Source organism: Streptococcus sp. KR (assembly GCF_002238115.1).
Taxonomy (GTDB): domain Bacteria; phylum Bacillota; class Bacilli; order Lactobacillales; family Streptococcaceae; genus Streptococcus.
The window spans coordinates 18254-33591 of record NZ_NGVM01000020.1 but is presented as its reverse complement, the minus strand read 5'-3'; the positions used below and the strand labels follow the sequence as shown (position 1 = coordinate 33591).

Annotated in this window: 12 protein-coding genes; all 12 read left to right on the top strand. The window is 44.6% G+C overall.

Annotated elements, in window-relative coordinates; genetic code table 11:
* Positions 1–201: 201 nt before the first annotated feature.
* The 12 genes from CBI42_RS13290 (at position 202) to purD (ending at position 15293) form a co-directional block, all read left to right on the top strand.
* On the top strand, positions 202–390 hold the full coding sequence (locus CBI42_RS13290) for a hypothetical protein (RefSeq protein WP_004269957.1): 189 nt from the start codon (positions 202–204) through the stop codon (positions 388–390).
* A 309-nt stretch (positions 391–699) separates the two neighbouring features.
* A complete protein-coding gene (gene comA / locus CBI42_RS09000; protein WP_094753823.1) occupies positions 700–2853 on the top strand; it encodes a peptide cleavage/export ABC transporter ComA in 2154 nt (717 codons plus the stop codon).
* A 12-nt stretch (positions 2854–2865) separates the two neighbouring features.
* Complete coding sequence (comB, locus tag CBI42_RS08995; RefSeq protein WP_094753822.1) at positions 2866–4215, top strand: competence pheromone export protein ComB; 1350 nt, start codon at positions 2866–2868, stop codon at positions 4213–4215.
* Positions 4216–4384: 169 nt separating this feature from the next.
* Positions 4385–5092, top strand: coding sequence for a phosphoribosylaminoimidazolesuccinocarboxamide synthase (purC, locus tag CBI42_RS08990; protein WP_070528193.1), 708 nt, complete (start codon positions 4385–4387; stop codon positions 5090–5092).
* Position 5093: 1 nt separating this feature from the next.
* Positions 5094–5237: a phosphoribosylaminoimidazolesuccinocarboxamide synthase gene (locus tag CBI42_RS13420; protein ID WP_079211609.1), complete on the top strand. Its 144-nt coding sequence runs from the start codon at positions 5094–5096 to the stop codon at positions 5235–5237.
* Positions 5238–5293: 56 nt separating this feature from the next.
* Positions 5294–9019 carry a phosphoribosylformylglycinamidine synthase gene (locus CBI42_RS08980; RefSeq protein WP_094753821.1) on the top strand — a complete coding sequence of 1242 codons (3726 nt, stop codon included), beginning with the start codon at positions 5294–5296 and terminating at the stop codon, positions 9017–9019.
* Between the two features lie 93 nt (positions 9020–9112).
* Positions 9113–10555 carry an amidophosphoribosyltransferase gene (purF, locus tag CBI42_RS08975; protein WP_042749759.1) on the top strand — a complete coding sequence of 481 codons (1443 nt, stop codon included), beginning with the start codon at positions 9113–9115 and terminating at the stop codon, positions 10553–10555.
* 38 nt (positions 10556–10593) lie between these two features.
* Positions 10594–11616 (top strand): phosphoribosylformylglycinamidine cyclo-ligase, encoded by a 1023-nt coding sequence (purM, locus tag CBI42_RS08970; protein ID WP_094753820.1) that lies wholly within the window; start codon positions 10594–10596, stop codon positions 11614–11616.
* A complete protein-coding gene (purN, locus tag CBI42_RS08965; RefSeq protein WP_094753819.1) occupies positions 11613–12158 on the top strand; it encodes a phosphoribosylglycinamide formyltransferase in 546 nt (181 codons plus the stop codon). Before purM ends, purN begins: the two co-directional genes overlap by 4 nt.
* Positions 12159–12332: a hypothetical protein gene (locus tag CBI42_RS12810; protein WP_179211390.1), complete on the top strand. Its 174-nt coding sequence runs from the start codon at positions 12159–12161 to the stop codon at positions 12330–12332.
* 26 nt (positions 12333–12358) lie between these two features.
* A complete protein-coding gene (gene purH, locus CBI42_RS08960) occupies positions 12359–13906 on the top strand; it encodes a bifunctional phosphoribosylaminoimidazolecarboxamide formyltransferase/IMP cyclohydrolase (RefSeq protein ID WP_049492005.1) in 1548 nt (515 codons plus the stop codon).
* Between the two features lie 121 nt (positions 13907–14027).
* Positions 14028–15293, top strand: coding sequence for a phosphoribosylamine--glycine ligase (purD, locus tag CBI42_RS08955; RefSeq protein ID WP_049491968.1), 1266 nt, complete (start codon positions 14028–14030; stop codon positions 15291–15293).
* The last annotated feature ends 45 nt before the right edge of the window (positions 15294–15338 follow it).

Genomic DNA, 15338 nt, shown 5'->3' with positions numbered 1-15338 from the left:
GAGTTGCATGTTGCTAAGAATGTATATAAATATCCTATTTGACAATTATCTACATTTTAATCTTTATAAATATATATTTTAGGCAGGGCGCTTGTTCTGCCTATTTTTTTGCCAAGAAAGTGCAGTTGAGGTATTTATTTGGAGTTTTACATATATTTTTGATAAAATAGTTATAGAAATTAGGAAAGTTGAAGAAAAGAAATGAAGAAGGTTGTAGGATATTTTTTAGTATTTGTTTTTCTATTTTTGATGAATATTTTCATCTTTAAGATACTAGCAACCCTGGGATTTCAGCTGACAATGAGTGAAAAGAGTTATATTGTACCACCGCTGTTTTCGATTATCGTTGTATATATGATTGACAAAAGAATTAGGAAGAAAAAGAAATAAATATATATTTTAGGTAGGACGTTTGTTCTACTTATTTTTTATCCAAAAAGTGCATTTGGGAGGGAGATAGGCGCATTTGGGGAGGAAGTCCAGTTTTTGTTTGGGGATTGGGGTAAGATAGTTATTATCAGATGAGTTTATACTCTTCGAAAATCAAATTCAAACCACGTCAACGTTGCCTTGCCGTATATATGTGACTGACTTCGTCAGTCCTATCTACAACCTCAAAACAGTGTTTTGAGCAGCCTGCGGCTAGTTTCCTAGTTTGCTCTTTGATTTTCATTGAGTATTAGGAAAAAGGAGATGAAGATGAAATTTGGGAAACGTCACTATCGTCCGCAGGTAGATCAGATGGATTGCGGTGTAGCTTCATTAGCCATGATTTTTGGCTACTATGGTAGTTACTATTCTTTGGCTCACTTACGAGAATTGGCCAAGACAACCATGGATGGGACAACGGCTTTGGGCTTGGTCAAGGTGGCAGAGGAGATTGGCTTTGAGACGCGGGCCATTAAGGCGGATATGACGCTCTTTGACTTGCCAGATTTGACTTTTCCTTTTGTTGCCCATGTGCTTAAGGAAGGAAAATTGCTCCACTACTATGTGGTGACTGGGCAGGATAAGGATAGCATTCATATTGCCGATCCAGATCCTGGGGTGAAATTGACCAAACTGTCACGTGAGCGTTTTGCGGAAGAATGGACAGGAGTGACTCTTTTTATGGCACCTAGTCCAGACTACAAGCCTCATAAGGATCAAAAGAATGGTCTGCTCTCTTTTATCCCTATATTAGTGAAGCAGCGTGGCTTGATTGCTAATATCGTTTTGGCAACACTCTTGGTAACCTTGATTAACATTGTGGGTTCTTATTATCTGCAGTCTATCATTGATACCTATGTGCCAGATCAGATGCGTTCGACGCTTGGGATTATTTCTATTGGGCTGGTTATCGTCTATATTCTCCAGCAGATCTTGTCTTACGCTCAGGAGTATCTCTTACTTGTTTTGGGGCAACGCTTGTCTATTGATGTGATTTTGTCCTATATCAAGCATGTTTTTCACCTGCCTATGTCCTTCTTTGCGACACGTCGTACAGGGGAAATCGTGTCTCGTTTCACGGATGCTAACAGTATCATTGATGCGCTGGCTTCGACCATTCTTTCGATTTTCCTAGATGTATCAACGGTTGTCATTATTTCTCTTGTTTTATTTTCACAAAATACCAATCTCTTTTTCATGACCTTATTGGCACTTCCTATCTATACAGTGATCATCTTTGCCTTTATGAAGCCGTTTGAAAAGATGAATCGGGATACCATGGAAGCCAATGCGGTTCTGTCTTCTTCTATCATTGAGGACATCAATGGTATTGAAACTATCAAATCCTTGACCAGTGAAAGTCAGCGTTACCAAAAGATTGACAAGGAATTTGTGGATTATCTGAAAAAATCCTTTACCTATAGTCGAGCAGAGAGTCAGCAAAAGGCTCTGAAAAAGGTTGCCCATCTCTTGCTCAATGTCGGCATTCTCTGGATGGGGGCTGTTCTGGTCATGGATGGCAAGATGAGTTTGGGGCAGTTGATTACCTATAATACCTTGCTGGTTTACTTTACTAATCCTTTGGAGAATATCATCAACCTGCAAACTAAGCTTCAGACAGCGCAGGTTGCCAATAACCGTCTAAATGAGGTTTATCTGGTAGCTTCTGAGTTTGATGAGAAGAAAACAGTTGAGGATCTGAGCTTGATGAAGGGAGATATGACCTTCAAGCAGGTTCATTACAAGTATGGCTATGGTCGAGATGTCTTGTCAGATATCAATTTGACTATTCCCAAAGGCTCTAAGGTGGCTTTTGTGGGGATTTCGGGGTCAGGTAAGACGACCTTAGCTAAGATGATGGTTAATTTTTACGACCCAAGTCAAGGAGAGATTAGTCTGGGTGGTGTCAATCTCAATCAGATTGATAAAAAAGCCCTGCGCCAGTATATCAACTATCTGCCTCAACAGCCCTATGTCTTTAACGGAACGATTTTGGAGAATCTTCTTTTGGGAGCCAAGGAGGGGACGACACAGGAAGATATCTTACGGGCGGTCGAATTGGCAGAGATTCGGGAGGATATCGAGCGTATGCCCCTGAATTACCAGACAGAATTGACTTCGGATGGGGCAGGAATTTCAGGTGGTCAACGTCAGAGAATCGCTCTGGCGCGTGCGCTCTTGACAGATGCGCCTGTCTTGATTTTGGATGAGGCGACCAGCAGTTTGGATATTTTGACAGAGAAGCGAATTGTAGATAATCTCATGGCTTTAGATAAGACCTTGATTTTCATCGCCCACCGCTTGACCATTGCTGAGCGGACAGAGAAGGTGGTTGTTTTGGATCAGGGCAAGATTGTTGAAGAAGGAAATCATGCTGATTTGCTTGCACAGGGTGGCTTTTACGCCCATTTGGTGAATAGCTAGAAAGAGGAGAGGATGAAACCAGAATTTTTAGAAAGTGCGGAGTTTTATAATCGTCGTTACCATAATTTTTCCAGTCGGGTGATTGTGCCCATGTTCCTTCTGCTCGTGTTTTTGCTTGGCTTTGCAACTTTGGCAGAGAAGGAGATGAGTTTGTCTACTAGAGCTACTGTAGAGCCTAGTCGTATCCTTGCAAATATCCAGTCAACTAGTAACAATCGTATTCTTATCAATCATTTGGAAGAAAATAAGCTGGTCAAGAAGGGGGATCTTTTGGTTCAATACCAGGAAGGGGCAGAGGGTGTCCAAGTAGAGGCATATGCTAGTCAGTTGGACATGCTCAAGGATCAAAAAAAGCAATTGGAGTATTTGCAAAAGAGCCTGCAAGAAGGGGAGAACCACTTTCCAGAGGAGGATAAGTTTGGCTACCAAGCCACCTTTCGCGACTACCTCAACCAAGCAGGCAGTCTTAGGGCTAGTACATCGCAACAAAACGAGACCATCGCGTCCCAGAATGCAGCAGCTAGCCAAACCCAAGCTGAAATCGGAAACCTCATCAGCCAAACAGAGGCTAAAATTCGCGATTACCAGACAGCTAAGTCAGCTATTGAAACAGGCGCTTCCTTGGCCAATCAGAATCTAGCCTACTCTCTCTACCAGTCCTACAAGTCTCAGGGTGAGGAAAATCCGCAAGCTAAAGCTCAGGCAGTTGCGCAGGTTGAAGCGCAGCTTTATCAGTTAGAATCTAGTCTTGCGACTTACCGCGTCCAGTATGCAGGTTCAGGTACCCAGCAAGCCTATGCGTCAGGCTTAAGCAATCAATTAGAGTCCCTTAAATCCCAACATTTGGCTAAGGTTGGTCAGGAATTGACCCTTCTAGACCAGAAAATCTTGGAGGTGGAGTCAGGTAAGAAGGTACAGGGAAATCTTTTAGACAAAGGGAAAATTACGGCGAGTGAGGATGGGGTGCTTCATCTTAATCCTGAGACCAGTGATTCTACCATGGTAGCAGAGGGGGCTCTACTAGCCCAACTCTATCCATCTTTGGAAAGAGAAGGCAAAGCCAAACTAACAGCTTATCTAAGTTCAAAAGATGTTGCTAGAGTCAAGATTGGGGACTCTGTTCGCTATACGACGACTCATGATGCCAAGAATCAACTTTTCCTAGATTCTACTATTACCAGCATCGATGCGACAGCTACTAAGACTGAAAAAGGGAATTTCTTTAAAATCGAGGCGGAGACTAATCTAACTTCGGAGCAGGCTGAAAAACTTCGGTACGGGGTGGAAGGTCGCCTGCAGATGATTACGGGCAAGAAAAGTTACCTACGTTATTATTTGGATCAATTTTTGAACAAAGAGTAATGTTCGTGTTTTTAGAGTTAAATGATTTTTAAACTGTGAGAAAGATCCTTCTTGCAGTTTTTTCTTTATGATTTTTGATATTACTACATTATTTATTCGGTTAAATTCTTGTAATTTTAGGTTTTTTATGGTAGAATGTGCTCAAGTAATACGAAAGGCGAACTTTAAAATGTCAAAACAATTGATCTATTCGGGAAAAGCTAAAGATATCTATACAACTGAGGATGAAAATCTTATTATTTCAACTTACAAGGACCAGGCGACTGCTTTCAATGGTGTAAAGAAGGAGCAGATTGCGGGCAAGGGAGTATTGAATAATCAGATTTCATCTTTTATTTTTGAGAAATTAAATGCGGCTGGTGTGGCGACTCACTTTGTGGAGAAACTTTCAGATACAGAACAACTCAATAAAAAGGTTGAGATTATTCCTCTCGAGGTTGTGCTTCGCAACTACACGGCTGGTTCCTTTTCAAAACGTTTTGGCGTAGACGAAGGTATCGCATTTGAGACTCCGATTGTCGAATTTTACTATAAAAATGATGATTTGGATGATCCATTTATCAATGACGAGCATGTGAAATTCCTACAGATTGCGGATGACCAGCAAATCGCCTACTTGAAGGAAGAAACCCGTCGAATCAATGAACTCTTGAAAGCCTGGTTTGCTGAGATTGGGCTTAAGTTGATTGACTTTAAGCTAGAGTTCGGTTTTGACAAGGATGGCAAGATTATCTTGGCAGATGAATTTTCACCAGATAACTGCCGTTTGTGGGATGCGGATGGCAACCACATGGATAAGGATGTTTTCCGTAGGGGACTAGGTGAATTAACCGATGTTTATGAAGTTGTTTGGGAGAAGCTGCAAGGTTTGAAATAATCTGTTTGCAACGGAAAACCTTCGTCTCTCAACTAAAAGGACTCAGGCTGAAAAGGTCCCCCAGACCTTTTCACTCCGTAGGGGATTAGGAGAGCTAACAGACGTTTACGAGATTGTTTGGGAAAAGTTGCAGGAATTGAAATAACAGCCTCAAGGTTGTTTAGGAACATTGTAAGAGCTGAAATAAAGGAATAAGAATTGATGGATAAACGTATTTTTGTTGAAAAAAAGGCTGATTTTCAGGTCAAGTCAGAGAGTTTGGTTAGAGAACTCCAGCACAACTTGGGACTTTCAAGCTTGAAAAGTATTCGCATCGTGCAAGTTTATGATGTATTTGACTTGGCAGAGGACCTGTTTGCGCCTGCAGAGAAACATATTTTCTCTGAGCAGGTGACAGACCATGTTTTGGACGAAGCGGCTGTGCAGGCGGATCTTGCCAACTATGTTTTCTTTGCCATTGAAAGCCTACCAGGGCAGTTTGACCAGCGTGCAGCATCTTCACAGGAAGCCTTGCTTTTGCTGGGAAGTTCGAGTGATGTGACAGTTAATACAGCCCAACTTTACTTGGTCAATAAAGATATTGATGCGACTGAGTTAGAAGCAGTCAAAAACTATTTGCTCAATCCAGTTGATTCTCGTTTCAAGGATATCACGACAGCGATTGCTAAGCAGGAATTTTCAGAGTCAGACAAGACCATTCCGAAATTGACTTTCTTTGAAAGCTATACAGCAGAAGACTTTGCCCGCTACAAGGCTGAGCAAGGGATGGCCATGGAAGTGGATGATTTGCTCTTTATCCAGGACTATTTCAAGTCAATCGGGCGCGTGCCGACGGAAACAGAACTCAAGGTTTTGGACACTTACTGGTCTGACCACTGCCGTCACACGACGTTTGAGACAGAGTTGAAACATATTGATTTCTCAGCTTCTAAATTCCAAAAACAATTGCAGTCAACCTATGACAAATATATCGCTATGCGCGATGAGTTGGGGCGTTCTGAAAAACCACAAACCTTGATGGATATGGCGACTATTTTCGGTCGTTATGAGCGTGCTAATGGACGTTTGGATGATATGGAAGTGTCAGACGAAATCAATGCTTGCTCAGTCGAAATTGAAGTGGATGTTGATGGTGTGAAAGAGCCATGGCTCCTCATGTTCAAGAACGAAACCCACAACCACCCAACAGAGATTGAGCCATTTGGTGGGGCTGCTACCTGTATTGGTGGAGCCATTCGTGACCCATTGTCAGGTCGCTCATATGTCTACCAAGCCATGCGTATCTCGGGTGCTGGAGATATTACCACACCGATTTCAGAAACTCGTGCTGGTAAACTGCCACAACAAGTCATTTCTAAAACAGCGGCTCATGGTTATTCTTCATATGGTAACCAGATTGGGCTTGCAACGACCTACGTTCGTGAGTATTTCCACCCAGGCTTTGTGGCTAAACGCATGGAGCTAGGTGCTGTTGTCGGAGCGGCTCCTAAGGGCAATGTCGTCCGTGAAAAACCGGAAGCGGGAGATGTGATTATTCTCCTTGGAGGTAAGACTGGACGTGATGGTGTCGGTGGTGCGACAGGTTCTTCTAAGGTTCAAACAGTTGAGTCAGTTGAGACTGCTGGTGCTGAGGTTCAAAAAGGGAATGCTATAGAAGAACGCAAGATTCAACGCCTTTTCCGTAATGGTGATGTCACTCGTCTTATCAAGAAATCTAATGACTTTGGTGCTGGTGGTGTCTGTGTGGCTATCGGTGAATTGGCAGACGGTCTTGAAATCGACCTCAACAAGGTTCCTCTTAAATACCAAGGCTTGAATGGTACCGAAATTGCCATCTCTGAATCACAAGAACGGATGGCTGTGGTGGTTCGTCCTGAAGATGTGGATGCCTTCGTTTCCGAATGTAACAAAGAGAATATTGATGCTGTTGTTGTTGCGACAGTAACTGAAAAACCAAATCTTGTCATGCACTGGAATGGTGAGACAATCGTGGACTTGGAGCGTCGTTTCCTTGATACAAACGGTGTGCGCGTGGTCGTCAATGCTAAGGTTGTGGACAAGGATGTCAAGCTCCCAGAAGAGCGCACAACAAACTCTGATACACTTGAAGCTGATACCCTTGCGGTTCTATCTGATTTGAATCATGCGAGTCAAAAAGGATTACAGACTATCTTTGACTGCTCTGTTGGACGTTCTACGGTTAATCACCCACTTGGTGGTCGCTACCAACTTACACCAACCGAGGCTTCTGTGCAGAAATTACCAGTTCAACACGGTGTGACTCATACTGCGTCTGTTATGGCTCAAGGATTCAACCCATATGTAGCTGAATGGTCTCCATACCACGGTGCTGCCTATGCTGTGATCGAAGCAACTGCTCGTTTGGTTGCTACGGGCGCCAACTGGTCTAAGGCTCGTTTCTCTTACCAAGAGTACTTCGAGCGCATGGACAAACAAGCTGAGCGTTTTGGTCAGCCAGTAGCTGCTCTCTTAGGCTCTATCGAAGCTCAGATTCAGCTTGGTCTACCATCTATCGGTGGTAAGGACTCCATGTCTGGTACTTTTGAAGAATTGACCGTACCGCCAACCTTGGTTGCCTTTGGGGTAACGACGGCAGATAGCCGTAAGGTGCTTTCTCCTGAGTTCAAAACTGCTGGGGAAAACATCTACTACATCCCAGGACAAGCCCTCTCAGCAGAGATTGATTTTGACTTGATTAAGTCTAACTTTGCTCAGTTTGAAGCCCTTCAAAAGGCTCACAAAGTAACATCTGCATCGGCTGTCAAATACGGCGGTGTGGTTGAAAGTTTGGCTCTTGCTACCTTTGGAAATCATATCGGTGCAGAGGTGACCTTGCCTGAACTCGAGACAGCTTTGACAGCTCAATTGGGCGGATTTGTCTTCACCTCTCCTGAAGAAATCGCTGGAGTAGAGAAGATCGGTCAAACGAACGCAGACTTTACACTGACTGTCAACGGTGTGAAGCTAGATGGATACAAGCTTGACAGTGCCTTCCAAGGGAAACTAGAAGAAGTTTACCCGACAGAATTTGTCCAAGCGAAAGAGCTGGAAGAAGTTCCAGCTATCGCTTCTGAGACAGTCATTAAAGCCAAAGAAACTATTGAAAAACCAGTTGTTTACATCCCAGTCTTCCCAGGAACCAACTCAGAATATGACTCAGCTAAGGCCTTTGAAAAAGAAGGTGCAGAGGTTAACTTGGTGCCATTTGTAACCCTGAATGAAGAAGCCATTGTCAAGTCAGTTGAAACCATGGTTGACAACATCGGCAAGGCTAACATTCTCTTTTTTGCCGGTGGATTCTCGGCTGCGGATGAACCAGATGGTTCAGCTAAGTTTATCGTCAACATCCTGCTCAATGAAAAAGTGCGTGCAGCTATTGATAGCTTTATCGCCCGTGGTGGATTGATTATTGGTATCTGTAATGGATTCCAGGCCTTGGTCAAATCAGGTCTTCTTCCATACGGAAACTTCGAGGGCGCCAATAGTACTAGCCCAACCCTCTTCTACAATGATGCCAACCAACACGTGGCCAAGATGGTAGAAACTCGCATTGCCAATACTAACTCACCATGGCTTGCTGGAGTGCAAGTGGGCGATATCCACGCTATTCCTGTTTCGCACGGTGAAGGGAAGTTTGTCGTGACGGCTGAGGAATTTGCGGAGCTCCGTGACAATGGTCAAATCTTTAGCCAATACGTGGACTTCGAAGGCAAACCAAGTATGGACTCTAAGTACAATCCGAATGGTTCTGTCCATGCCATCGAAGGAATTACCAGCAAGAATGGTCAAATCATCGGTAAGATGGGCCACTCAGAACGTTATGAGGAAGGTCTTTTCCAAAATATCCCAGGCAATAAAGACCAGCATCTGTTCGCGTCAGCGGTTAAATATTTCACTGGAAAATAAGACCTACAGATTTTCTAATAGATAGTATCAGTAATGTAAAAGTCATGTAGATTTAGCTCTTGGTGCTACACAAATAAAAATTAGGTATATAAAATGACATACGAAGTAAAATCTCTTAATGAAGAATGTGGTGTTTTCGGTATCTGGGGACATCCAGATGCTGCTAAATTGACCTATTTTGGTCTCCACAGTCTTCAGCACCGTGGTCAAGAGGGGGCAGGAATCCTCTCCAATGATCAGGGACAATTGAAGCGCCATCGTGACATGGGGCTTTTATCAGAAGTCTTCAGAAATCCTGCTAACTTAGATAAATTGACAGGAACTGGTGCGATTGGGCATGTGCGTTATGCGACTGCTGGCGAAGCTTCTGTAGATAATATCCAGCCTTTCCTCTTCCGTTTTCACGATATGCAGTTTGGCTTGGCTCATAATGGGAATCTGACCAATGCAGCCTCTCTCAAGAAAGAACTGGAACAAAGAGGCGCGATTTTCAGCGCGACTTCGGACTCGGAAATCTTGGCTCACCTCATTCGTCGCAGCCATAATCCGAACTTGATGGGCAAAATCAAGGAGGCGCTCAGCCTAGTTAAAGGTGGTTTTGCCTATATCTTGCTGTTTGAGGATAAGTTAATTGCGGCTCTTGACCCAAATGGTTTCCGTCCCCTTTCTATCGGGAAAATGGCCAACGGAGCAGTGGTTGTTTCCTCTGAAACCTGTGCTTTTGAGGTTATTGGTGCTGAATGGATTCGTGATTTGAAGCCAGGTGAGATTGTGATCATTGATGACAAGGGCATCCAGTATGATAGCTATACAGATGATACTCAGTTAGCAATCTGTTCTATGGAGTATATCTATTTTGCCCGCCCTGATTCTAATATTCATGGTGTCAATGTCCATACGGCTCGTAAACGTATGGGTGCCCAATTGGCGCGTGAATTCAAGCACGAGGCGGATATCGTGGTCGGTGTGCCCAATTCTTCCCTCAGCGCGGCTATGGGATTTGCGGAAGAGTCCGGGCTACCAAATGAAATGGGTCTCATTAAGAACCAATACACGCAACGGACCTTTATTCAACCGACTCAAGAATTGCGGGAGCAAGGGGTGCGGATGAAATTGTCTGCAGTTTCTGGTGTTGTCAAAGGCAAGCGTGTTGTTATGATTGATGACTCTATTGTACGTGGAACAACCTCTCGTCGTATCGTTCAGCTCTTGAAAGAAGCGGGCGCAACTGAGGTTCACGTTGCCATTGGTAGTCCAGCGCTAGCTTATCCATGTTTCTACGGGATTGATATCCAGACACGTCAGGAGCTGATTGCGGCTAATCATACGGTCGAAGAAACTCGCCAAATCATTGGTGCGGACAGTCTGACTTATCTTTCTGTCGAGGGGTTGATTGAGTCAATTGGTATTGAAACCGATGCGCCAAATGGCGGTCTCTGTGTCGCTTATTTTGACGGTGACTACCCAACGCCTCTCTATGACTACGAAGAAGACTATCGTCGAAGTTTGGAAGAAAAAACCAGTTTTTACAAGTGAGTTACTGAGATTCTCCATTAAAGAAAAGGAATAAAGAAATGACAAATAAGAATGCGTACGCCCAATCTGGTGTGGATGTTGAAGCGGGTTATGAAGTTGTTGAACGGATTAAAAAGCACGTAGCTCGTACGGAGCGTGCAGGTGTCATGGGAGCTCTTGGTGGCTTTGGTGGTATGTTTGACCTTTCAAAGACTGGGGTTAAAGAGCCTGTCTTGATTTCAGGAACTGACGGTGTCGGAACCAAGCTCATGCTGGCTATCAAGTACGACAAGCACGATACCATCGGTCAGGACTGTGTGGCCATGTGTGTCAACGATATCATTGCTGCAGGTGCGGAGCCCCTCTATTTCCTCGACTATGTGGCTACAGGGAAGAATGAACCAGCTAAGCTAGAACAAGTTGTCGCTGGTGTGGCACAAGGTTGTGTGCAGGCAGGCGCAGCCCTCATTGGTGGGGAAACGGCTGAAATGCCTGGCATGTATGGCGAAGATGACTATGACTTGGCTGGTTTTGCGGTCGGTGTGGCTGAAAAATCTCAAATCATTGACGGTTCAAAGGTGGCAGAAGGAGATGTCCTTCTTGGACTTGCTTCAAGTGGGATTCACTCCAATGGTTACTCTCTTGTTCGTCGTGTCTTTGCCGACTACACAGGTGAGGAAATCTTGCCAGAATTGGAAGGCAAGCAACTCAAGGAAGTTCTTCTTGAGCCGACTCGTATCTATGTCAAGGCTGTCTTACCACTCATCAAGGAAGGGTTGGTCAATGGCATTGCCCACATCACTGGTGGTGGCTTTATCGAAAATGTCCCTCGTATGTTTGTAGCTGACTTGGCTGCTGAGATTGAGGAAGACAAGGTTCCAGTTTTACCGATTTTCAAAGCCCTTGAAAAATATGGTCAGATCAAACACGAAGAAATGTTTGAAATCTTCAATATGGGTGTGGGACTTATGCTAGCAGTTAGCCCTGAAAATGTAAGTCGTGTCAAGGAATTGTTGGATGAACCAGTCTATGAAATTGGTCGTATCGTCAAGAAAGAAAACGAAAGTGTCATCATCAAATGAAAAAAATAGCGGTTTTTGCCTCTGGTAATGGCTCAAATTTTCAGGTGATAGCGGAACAATTTCCAGTAGAGTTTGTCTTTTCAGACCATCGTGACACCTATGTGCTCGAACGTGCAGACAAGCTCGGCGTTCTGTCCTATGCTTTTGAACTCAAGGAGTTTGAGAGTAAGGTAGACTACGAAGCAGCACTTGTTGAGCTCTTGGAAGAACATCAGATTGACTTGGTTTGCCTAGCGGGCTACATGAAAATTGTTGGACCTACTTTACTGGCAGCTTATGAAGGCAGGATTATCAACATTCATCCAGCCTACTTGCCAGAATTTCCAGGAGCTCATGGGATTGAGGATGCTTGGAATGCTGACGTGGATCAGTCTGGTGTGACCATTCACTGGGTAGATTCTGGTGTGGATACAGGCAAGGTCATCAAACAAGTACGTGTGCCAAGACTAGCGAATGATACCATCGAAAGCTTTGAAGCTCGGATTCATGAGGCAGAGTACAAGTTTTATCCGGAAGTTATTAGAGAATTGTTGGACAAGTAAATGACAAAATGGTTGGAAACACTTGCCTTGATTACCTTGGCAATCATTCTACGTTTACTGGTAAATTTTTTCTTCCCAGAGATTCCCTATTGGGGGAGATTTTTACTGACAGTAATTTTGGGAGTCTTGGTAATCGTCTCCCTATATTTTATGAATCGAAAAATGCGTAGGTAAAGAGTTTGAAAATGAAAGGAAAAAACATGACTAAACGCGCCTTAATCAGCGTCTCAGACAAAGCGGGCATTGTTGAATTTGCCCAAGAACTTAAAAAACTTGGTTGGGAAATTATCTCGACGGGTGGAACCAAGGTTGCCCTTGATAATGCTGGGGTAGACACCATTGCTATCGATGATGTGACCGGTTTTCCAGAAATGATGGATGGTCGTGTTAAGACCCTTCATCCAAATATACACGGTGGCCTCCTCGCTCGTCGTGACTTGGATAGTCACTTGGAAGCAGCTAAGGAGAACCAGATTGAGCTCATTGATCTTGTTGTGGTAAACCTTTACCCATTTAAGGAAACCATCCTCAAACCAGACGTGACTTACGCTGATGCAGTTGAAAACATTGATATCGGTGGGCCATCTATGCTTCGCTCGGCAGCGAAGAATCATGCCAGCGTAACAGTTGTGGTAGATCCAGCTGACTATGCTGTGGTTTTGGGACAATTGGCAGCTAACGGCGAAACAAGTTACGAAACTCGCCAACGTTTGGCAGCCAAGGTTTTCCGTCACACAGCAGCTTATGACGCCTTGATTGCAGAGTATTTCACAGCTCAAGTCGGAGAAAGCAAGCCAGAAAAACTGACCTTGACCTATGATCTCAAGCAAGCCATGCGTTACGGTGAGAACCCTCAACAAGACGCGGACTTCTACCAAAAAGCTTTGCCGACTGACTACTCGATTGCTTCAACCAAACAGCTCAATGGTAAGGAACTATCCTTTAACAATATCCGTGACGCGGATGCGGCTATTCGTATCATCCGTGATTTTAAAGATCGTCCAACCGTTGTGGCTCTCAAACACATGAACCCATGTGGAATCGGTCAGGCTGATGACATCGAGACTGCTTGGGACTACGCTTATGAGTCTGACCCAGTGTCTATCTTTGGTGGTATCGTTGTTCTCAACCGTGAGGTGGATGCTGCGACAGCTGAGAAGATGCATGGTGTATTCCTTGAAATCATCATTGCACCAAGCTATACGGATGAAGCGCTAGCCATTTTGACCAATAAAAAGAAAAACTTGCGTATCCTTGCCCTGCCATTTGATGCTCAAGAGGCTAGTGAAGTGGAAGCAGAATACACAGGTGTGGTTGGCGGGCTCCTTGTTCAAAATCAAGATGTGGTCAAAGAAAGCCCAGCTGACTGGCAAGTAGTGACCAAGCGCCAGCCAACTGAGACAGAAGCGACTGCTCTTGAGTTCGCTTGGAAGGCTATTAAGTACGTCAAATCAAACGGTATCATCGTGACCAACGACCACATGACACTGGGTGTTGGTCCAGGTCAAACTAATCGTGTGGCCTCTGTTCGTATTGCCATTGACCAAGCCAAAGACCGTCTGGACGGCGCTGTGCTTGCTTCGGATGCCTTCTTCCCATTTGCGGATAACGTGGAAGAAATCGCCAAAGCAGGTATTAAGGCCATCATCCAGCCAGGTGGGTCCGTCCGTGACCAAGAATCCATCGAAGCTGCGGATAAATACGGCTTGACTATGGTCTTCACAGGCGTGAGACATTTTAGACATTAAGAACGCTAAAGGGAAGAAAACAGTTTCTTTCCTTTTTTGAGTGAAAATGCGAAGTGAAACAAGATTAAAACGAACGTTTGTGTTATAATATTAGTAAATAATTCGCAAAAGAGGTTGAGGAATGAAACTGCTTGTTGTCGGTTTGGGCGGTCGTGAACATGCGATTGCAAAGAAGTTGCTTGAATCAAAAGACGTTGAACAAGTCTTTGTGGCTCCTGGGAATGACGGGATGACTCTGGATGGTCTGGAATTGGTGAATGCCTCTATTTCCGAACATTCTAAGTTAATTGACTTTGCAAAGGCCAACGATATTGCTTGGACCTTCATCGGCCCAGATGATGCCCTTGCTGCTGGGATAGTGGATGATTTTAACCAAGCTGGGCTTAAGGCTTTTGGGCCTACAAGATTGGCGGCTGAGCTGGAATGGTCCAAAGATTTTGCTAAGGAAATCATGGTCAAATACGGCGTTCCGACAGCAGCCTATGGCACATTTTCAGATTTTGAGGAAGCTAAGGCCTATATCGAAAAGCAGGGTGCTCCTATCGTCGTCAAGGCGGATGGCTTGGCGCTCGGGAAAGGTGTCGTCGTTGCGGAGACGGTTGAGCAAGCGGTCGAAGCAGCTCACGAGATGCTTTTGGACAATAAATTTGGTGACTCAGGTGCGCGTGTAGTTATCGAGGAATTCCTTGACGGGGAGGAGTTCTCTCTCTTTGCCTTTGTCAATGGGGACAAGTTTTACATCATGCCCACGGCTCAGGACCACAAACGTGCCTATGATGGTGATAAGGGGCCTAACACAGGTGGCATGGGTGCCTATGCACCAGTTCCTCACTTGCCACAGAGCGTGGTTGCCACAGCGGTTGACACTATTGTCAAGCCAGTCCTAGAAGGGATGATCAAAGAAGGTCGTCCTTATCTGGGTGTCCTTTACGCAGGTCTTATCCTGACAGCTGATGGTCCTAAAGTCATCGAGTTCAACGCTCGTTTTGGTGATCCCGAAACTCAGATTATCCTGCCTCGCTTGACATCTGACTTTGCGCAAAATATCACGGATATTCTCGATAGTAAGGAGCCGAACATCACTTGGACGGATAAGGGTGTGACTCTGGGCGTGGTTGTCGCATCTAAGGGCTACCCGCTAGACTACGAAAAGGGTGTCAAGTTGCCAGCCAAAACTGATGGCGACATCAACACCTACTATGCAGGGGCTAAGTTTGCGGAAAATAGCAGAGCACTGCTATCCAACGGCGGACGAGTTTATATGCTGGTCACCACAGCCGATACCGTTAAAGAAGCCCAAGATACCATCTACAAGGAACTCGACAAACAAAACACAGAAGGCCTCTTCTACCGAACAGATATCGGAAGCAAGGCTATAAAAGATTAACAGCTACTAAATTTATCGTGGCGAGCGAAAGCGAGCCAAAGTAAG

What these genes read in the sequence shown, in the direction of transcription:
- CBI42_RS13290 (WP_004269957.1), top strand. Translation starts at nt 202, where the DNA reads ATGAAGAAGGTTGTAGGATATTTTTTAGTATTTGTTTTTCTATTTTTG.
- comA (WP_094753823.1), top strand. Translation starts at nt 700, where the DNA reads ATGAAATTTGGGAAACGTCACTATCGTCCGCAGGTAGATCAGATGGAT.
- comB (WP_094753822.1), top strand. Translation starts at nt 2,866, where the DNA reads ATGAAACCAGAATTTTTAGAAAGTGCGGAGTTTTATAATCGTCGTTAC.
- purC (WP_070528193.1), top strand. Translation starts at nt 4,385, where the DNA reads ATGTCAAAACAATTGATCTATTCGGGAAAAGCTAAAGATATCTATACA.
- CBI42_RS08980 (WP_094753821.1), top strand. Translation starts at nt 5,294, where the DNA reads ATGGATAAACGTATTTTTGTTGAAAAAAAGGCTGATTTTCAGGTCAAG.
- purF (WP_042749759.1), top strand. Translation starts at nt 9,113, where the DNA reads ATGACATACGAAGTAAAATCTCTTAATGAAGAATGTGGTGTTTTCGGT.
- purM (WP_094753820.1), top strand. Translation starts at nt 10,594, where the DNA reads ATGACAAATAAGAATGCGTACGCCCAATCTGGTGTGGATGTTGAAGCG.
- purN (WP_094753819.1), top strand. Translation starts at nt 11,613, where the DNA reads ATGAAAAAAATAGCGGTTTTTGCCTCTGGTAATGGCTCAAATTTTCAG.
- CBI42_RS12810 (WP_179211390.1), top strand. Translation starts at nt 12,159, where the DNA reads ATGACAAAATGGTTGGAAACACTTGCCTTGATTACCTTGGCAATCATT.
- purH (WP_049492005.1), top strand. Translation starts at nt 12,359, where the DNA reads ATGACTAAACGCGCCTTAATCAGCGTCTCAGACAAAGCGGGCATTGTT.
- purD (WP_049491968.1), top strand. Translation starts at nt 14,028, where the DNA reads ATGAAACTGCTTGTTGTCGGTTTGGGCGGTCGTGAACATGCGATTGCA.